Source organism: Mesorhizobium sp. WSM4822 (genome assembly GCF_055811155.1).
The window spans coordinates 1-4932 of record NZ_JBVVQM010000050.1 but is presented as its reverse complement, the minus strand read 5'-3'; the positions used below and the strand labels follow the sequence as shown (position 1 = coordinate 4932).

The following is a 4932-nucleotide window of genomic DNA, read 5'->3' as shown; positions in this document are numbered from 1 at the left end:
GCTCGATTGCAAGGCTCGGGAATAGTGATGACGAAACAGTGGATCAGCATGCCGTAAGCCCTGTGCAAAAAAAGCGGCCTTTCGTGCCCGAACCATTCCTGGTCCTCTCGATGGGCCAGAACGAACTCAAACCGGATTAGATCAGAGGGGCAAGGTCAAGTTGTCTTGCAACAACCATAGCTAGGGGCCAGGGCCTATAGACACGCCTCGCCGGGCACTTGCGCATTGCCCGTCCACGGCTGGGGCGGCGTACGTTTTCATTTTGCCCATTACCGGGTCGATTGCCCGACCTCAACCTTGTGAGTTGTGAAGCTGACCACTGGCTCCTGTGTTGCGAGTTGATCATCGCTGAGCCAGCAAAGGCTGCGGTGATTGTTTCCAAGGTCTCTTAGAGGCGGCAACTCTCTTTCACAACGGTTCTCGGGAACGAGCTTCTTCCAGCGACAGCGCGTCTGGAACGGACAGCCGGACGGCGGATTCATCGCCGAAGGGATGTCGCCTTCTAGCACGATGCGCTTTTTGATTGCGCTGGTGTCGGCAATCGGGATCGCTGACAAGAGCGCTTCTGTGTAGGGATGGTAAGGAGGCGAAAAAATCTGGTCCGTCGTGCCCTGTTCAACAATGTGGCCAAGATACATGACCACCACGCGGTCAGCGATGTAGCGTACCACGGACAGGTCGTGGCTGATGAACAGCATGGTCGTCTTGTTCTTGCGCTGGATGTCCATCAACAGTTCAGTCACCGCCGCCTGCACTGAGACATCGAGAGCGGAAACCGGCTCGTCGGCCACGACCAGTCTGGCGCCGCCAGCGAAGGCTCGAGCTATGCCAATGCGCTGTTTCTGTCCGCCAGAGAGCTGGTGAGGCTTGCGTTTCTCGAAAGCTCGCGGGAGCTTGACCAGATCTAGCAACTCCAGCATTTTCTGCCGCCGCTCAGCGCGGGTGTTCCCAACCTTGAACTTCTCCAGCGTGCGGATGATCTGCGAGCCAACCGCGTGGCTTGGGTTGAGGGTGTCAAACGGGTTCTGAAACACCATTTGGATGGAGGCAACCGTTTGCACGTCACGTGCCTCAATGCCAGTCGACTGGATTTGCTTTCCGCAAAACTTCACGGTGCCGGAGCTTGCAGTTTCGAGACCGAGCAGCACTTTTGCCAGCGTGGACTTGCCGCAGCCCGACTCGCCGACGACAGCCACAGTCTCGGATTGGCTTGCCTCGAACGTGACGTTCTCAATGGCCTTGACGGCGCGCTTTTGCCCGCTGCCGAAGATCGAGTGCGCCGCGACGTGATAGTATTTCTTCAGGCTACTAACATTGAGCACTGGCGCGCCTGGCCTCACCGGCTCGCGGCTCCTTTCAGAGCCCTCGGGAAGCGCAGCCCAATCAATTTCATTGAATCTTACACAGCGGCTGTAGTGGCCTTCATGCCCCGGAATCGGAATCATAGGGATTTCGCCGGCATCGCAACGGCCTGGCACGAAATGATGGCAGCGTGGACCAAAATTGCAGCCGCGCGGCCGCTCATGCGGGAGAGGAAGCTGGCCCGGAATGGCGATTATCGGCCTGGAATTCTTGTCTGCGCCTGGCAAAGGTATCGATCGAAAGAGGCCTTGCGTGTAGGGGTGGCGCATCCGGTCGAACACATCGGAAACCGTACCTGTCTCAACAGCCTCCCCGGAATACATCACCGTGATGCGGTCGCAGGTCTCCAGGATCAGGCCCAGATTGTGTGACACGAAGATCATCGAGGTGCCGAAGCGCTTCCCGAGGTCTTTCACCAGGTCAATAATGCCTGCCTCTACTGTAACATCGAGGGCTGTTGTGGGCTCGTCCAGGAGGAGGAGCGCCGGTTTGGAGAGCAACGCCATGGCTATTACTATGCGCTGCTGCTGACCGCCGGAAAGCTGGTGAGGGTAGGAGCGCATAATGCGCTCCGGATCGGGGAGGCGGACCGCCTTCAGCATTTCAAGCGAGCGGTGATACGCCTCCTTCATCGACACCTTGTCGTGAAGCAGGGGCACTTCCGTAAGTTGCTCGCCGACCCTCATGGCTGGGTTCAGGCTTGCCATAGGCTCCTGATAGACCATGGCTATCTTGTTGCCGCGGATCGCACGGAGCTCCTCCTCGGACATCTCCCCCATGTCTCTGCCTTGGAATTTGATGCGGCCCCCGACGATCTGCCCAAGGCCGGGCAGGTCTCGCATGATGCCGAGCGAAACAGTGGACTTGCCGCAGCCCGATTCCCCGACGATTCCCATCGACTCGCCAGGCATTACGCTGCAAGAAAAATCCATCACGGCGGGGATCTCGCCGCTCTTGGTCAAGAAAGAAATCGACAAGTTTTCGATCTCGATGATCGGCTCGGCGCTTGCGACCCTCGTAAATTTGACAGCTTCGTTCATAAGTGGGCTCTCAATCTTTAAGCGATTCTTCGCGAAGTGCGTCGGCTAGGAGGTTCAGCCCGAGCACAAAGGACATGAGCGCAATAGCCGGCGGCAATGCCGGATGGATAGAAGCGCGTAGGAGCCGGCTTGCATCCTTGATGGCGGTTCCCCAATCAGGGCTATCGGGTGGTACCCCTAATCCAAAATAGCCCAGTGTTCCGAGCAGGATCGTGGTGTAGCCAACGCGCAAGCAGGCGTCGACGATCAGCGGTCCTCGAGCATTTGGCAGGATTTCCCAGATCATGATGTACCAGGCGCTCTCGCCGCGGGTCTGGGCGGCCGCGATGTAATCGCGGGTTTTGATGTCCATGACCAGGCCGCGTACGATGCGAAATACGCTAGGGGAAGAGCCGAGCACCACGCCGATAAAAATGTTGAGGTAGTCCGCCCTCACATGCACAATGCCTAGGGGGTCGGCGTCAAATATCACGCCTACATAGATCCAGGCGCCGATCACAATGGTAACCCCGATAAACAGGTAGTACCGATCTGGGCGGCCCCTGAAGCGGGTATGGAACAGTGTCAAAAAGAATAGGATCGGAATCAAGAAGATCACCGCCGCGAACGATCTCGCAATCGACACTCCAATGCCTGTCGCCTCGCTGAACCAGTTGTCGAACGACAACTCACGAACATCCGGCGTGACCAGAAGGTAAAATAGTAATATCACCGGGAATGCCAGCAGGAGATTGACTAGGAAGGAAAGAACTGAATCGACGCGACCGCCATAGTACCCCGCGGGCAAGCCGAGGCCGATTCCAGCAATTAGCGCAAAAGCTGTGGCTGGGGGCGCGATCGACATCACAATTCGGCTGCCGTAAATCATGCGACTGAACACATCCCGCGCAAGCGTGTCGCCGCCAAAATAGTAGACTCCGCTGCCGTCAGGGACGATGGTTCCCGGTAGTGCTCCCTTCATGACCGCGATCTGGCTGATGGGATCAAAGGGCGCGATCATGGGAGCGAAGAGGGCGGTAAATAGCCAGAATAGGCAGATGACAACGCCAGCCAGGCCAACACCTGTCCTGAAAAGGTCGCCATAGAGCCCAAGCTGTTTACGAAAGCCGATGCTGAAGGCGAGGCAGACAGTCATGGCTATCCAGACGGACCAGAACCGTCCCAGAACTGCCAGGGCTACATTGAACCATCCCATGATCTCAAGCTGCACAGACGCCTCCTACTGCACTCGAATGCGCGGGTTGAGATAAACGTAGCCGATATCCGAGATCAGCTGGGTCAGCAGCACTACGACTACCGATACAAGCGAGCAGCCGAGTAGGAGGTCGATGTCATTGTTGGCGGCCGCGTCGTTCAATATAAAGCCGAAGCCCTGGTAACGAAACATCGTCTCCACCACCACCACGCCGGTGAGCAGCCACGGGAACTGAAGCATGATTATGGTAAAAGGAGTGATCAGTGCATTGCGCAGTGCGTGTTTGACCACCACCCTGCAAAAAGAGAGGCCCTTCAGTCGTGCAGTGCGGATGTACTGCTGCGTCATCACTTCGACCATCGACGCTCGCGTCATGCGGGCTATGTAGCCTATATCGGCTATGGCCATCGTCATCACCGGCAAGGCGAAATTGTAGAAGGTAAGGCCTTGTCCGGTCGCCGAAGCCGCCGAGCCGTTCAGCCACCCGAGCCAGGAAGCGAAGATCACTGTGAAGATGACGCCTGAGACGTATTCAGGCGTGGCTGTCGTTATAATCGAGAGGACGGAAAGTGTCCTGTCTGTCGGAGTTCCCTCGCGCATGCCCGCAAGGATACCCATAAGCAATGAAATTGGCACGATCGCCGCCAGCGCCCAGAACATCAGCTTACTTGTGGCAATTAGCGCCGGCACAATTTTTGCGGAAACGGAGGTCCTGAACTTGGTCGAACAGCCCAAGTTGCCTTGGAGGACGCCGGAAAACTGGCGCGTCTCGGGTTCACTGCAAAATCCGAATTTGAGCGTCGGCTTGCCGGTGTTCGGATCGAGGCTAGGGTCTTTGGGCCAGACGCCGACCCATTCGGCGTAGCGCTTGAAGAAGGGCTCGCGATAGCCATTTGCCTGAAGCCAGTTTTCGACGTCCACGGCGCTGGCGCGATTGTTGGTCTGATTCAGGGCGAGCTTCTTAAGATTCGGTTCTAAATTGACCATATAAAAGACTATCAGCGTCAAACTGAGCATAGTCAGCGCCATCATACCGAGGCGCCGCAAGATAAAACTATGCATCCTGTCCTCATCACCTGACGTTTGGACTCGGCCCGGCGACCTCAACCGTCACCTCAAGGCTGATTGACGGCAGGTCTAAATGGGTTCCCAGCCATGTTGGGCGCGACGACGCACCAGCCTCACCTTTCAATAGGCGATGCAGCAGCAACAGCGTAGACGGAAAACATCTCGTTTGATATAGACCTGCTTCATGTCTAAGCTTCGCGGTCTCGTGCCTTCCACCCATTCGCTGTTTGTTTTTGAAGCGGCTGCCCGCACCTTGAGTTTCAAGAG

4 protein-coding genes are annotated in these 4932 nt (G+C 56.9%); all 4 read right to left on the bottom strand.

All coding sequences use genetic code 11. The features are described from left to right. Positions 1-269: 269 nt before the first annotated feature. Positions 270-2402 (bottom strand): ABC transporter ATP-binding protein, encoded by a 2133-nt coding sequence (locus AC0L3E_RS34375; protein ID WP_473606881.1) that lies wholly within the window; start codon positions 2400-2402, stop codon positions 270-272. Positions 2403-2412: 10 nt separating this feature from the next. Beyond that, positions 2413-3612, bottom strand: coding sequence for an ABC transporter permease (locus AC0L3E_RS34370; RefSeq protein WP_473606879.1), 1200 nt, complete (start codon positions 3610-3612; stop codon positions 2413-2415). Positions 3613-3621: 9 nt separating this feature from the next. Continuing rightward, positions 3622-4659: an ABC transporter permease gene (locus AC0L3E_RS34365; protein ID WP_473606878.1), complete on the bottom strand. Its 1038-nt coding sequence runs from the start codon at positions 4657-4659 to the stop codon at positions 3622-3624. Positions 4660-4669: 10 nt separating this feature from the next. Then, positions 4670-4932 (bottom strand): hypothetical protein (locus AC0L3E_RS34360; RefSeq protein ID WP_473606877.1); only part of this gene is annotated, 263 nt, incomplete at its 5' end.